At 71.0% G+C, this 1,720-nt stretch carries 1 protein-coding gene; it reads right to left on the reverse strand.

What is annotated here, in order from left to right; translation table 11 throughout:
- On the reverse strand, nucleotides 1–1,572 hold a 1,572-nt coding region (locus WH07_RS34195; protein ID WP_052744656.1), incomplete at its 3' end, for a hypothetical protein.
- Between the last annotated feature and the right edge of the window lie 148 nt (nucleotides 1,573–1,720).

The following is a 1,720-nucleotide window of genomic DNA, read 5'->3' on the forward strand; positions in this document are numbered from 1 at the left end:
CTGCCAGGTGATGGTGTCCTTGTCGAAGCCGATGATCTCGGCGTCCGGGGGGACGTCGCGTTCGTGGGTGCGGGGGGTGGTTCCGGTGACGGTGCGGGGGCGTTGGGCGAAGGCGCCGATGCCGTAGAGGAGGAGGGCACGGACGGCGCGGGAGGCGAGGTGGGCGGCGAGGCGCTGGATGGGGTCTCCGTGGAGTTCTGCTTGTGCGGCGAGGGCAGCCCAGGCTTCTTTGAGTTTCTTCGCCCAGTCGTCGAGGGGTTTGCCGTCCTGCCAGAGGATACCGTCGAGGATTTCGATCTTCCACGGGGTGATCGGGTTGGTGAGGGCGGTGTAGATCTCGGGTCCGCCGGCCCAGGTGGTGAAGGTGGTTCCGGGGGTGCTGGGATAGTGCCAGGCGCGGTCGCCGGGAGCGGGTGCAGGCAGGATCCCGACGTGGTTCCAGGTGGCGGGGACAGTGACGCGGACGTGCCAGTGGCCGCAGCTGAACAGGGCCTTTGCCTGCTCCTTCTCGCTCCAGGAAGCGAATGCCGCTGCAGTGACCCGCTGGGGGGTGCCGACCGGGGACTTCCAGGTGTGCTTGGCGTAGGCGAAGGTCCGGTCGTACTCGGCCAGGGCCGGGAGGTGTTCCGGTACGGCGGGCGGGGTGATGAGTTCGGTGCGTCCCTGGCCGGCAGTGGCATGGAGCAGGCCGCGCAGTTCCTCGGACAGGACGGGATAGCCGTCGGCGTACTGGCCGCGGGTGGGGATGGTGCGGGTCCACAGGTCACGGCCGGTCTGTGAGGGGGATCCCATGACGACGGCGTCGGGCCAGTGGACGCGCAGCGCCTTCCACAGCAGGACGAACGCGTCGCGGATGGTCGCGGGATCGGCGCTGTCGGAGTCGAACCACTCCCCTACCGACCGGATCTCCACGTGCTGTTCGGCGCTGATGTGCTGGTAGCGGCCGACGGGATTGCGGGCGTGGACAAAGTGCCCGGCCATCCGGTCCTTGCCGCGGCCGGTGTCGGTGCGCCAGTTGGAGGCAGGGGCACTCAGCCAGGCGGCGACGGCGTCTTTGAGGTAGGGGTGACGGCTGGCGTCGCGGTGCCAGGGATCACCGGCGGTGACGTAGATCCGCTCCACGCCCTCGGGCACGGTGTGGAAGACGGCGTCGAGGATCTCCCCGGCCGAGGCGGTCGGCAGATCGAGGCGGGTGGTCCGGTCGCGGTGGACCAGAATCCCGGTGGTGGTGTCGAGGAAGACGGTAGAGCGGGCCTGCTGGGTGAAGTTGGGGTGGGTGGAGGCCAGGTTCGCGGTGTGGGCGAACCAGCGGTCCCCGTCGAGACCGTCGGGGATGGACGGCAGGACGCGGGACTCCCCCAGTGTCGCGGGTACCGGTACAGCCGCGGTCTCAGGAGCGGGTGCGGGCGCAGGAACAGCGGGCAGCTCGGGTGCCGCCGCTGCCTGGGACGTGGGGCGGACGATGGCGGGGGCCGGGGCTCCAGTGGCCGTGGTAGGTGGTTCGGCGGCAGCCGGTGCCGGGGTCTGCGGGGCGGCGGGGCCCGGGGTCGGCGTCGCTGGGCTGGGCGGCATACGAGCGCAGCCGCGGTCACGCGGGCCCGGAGACCAGGACAGGCGCGATCGCGACCACGTCGGCCAGGCTCAGTCCGGCGGCAGGCGCGATCCGTTCCGCCTTCGCCTTTTCGTATACGGCCAGCACGCTGATCCGCCGGGCCCGCTC

The sequence above is a fragment of the Streptomyces odonnellii genome, from assembly GCF_000981895.1.
GTDB classification, from domain to species: domain Bacteria; phylum Actinomycetota; class Actinomycetes; order Streptomycetales; family Streptomycetaceae; genus Streptomyces; species Streptomyces odonnellii.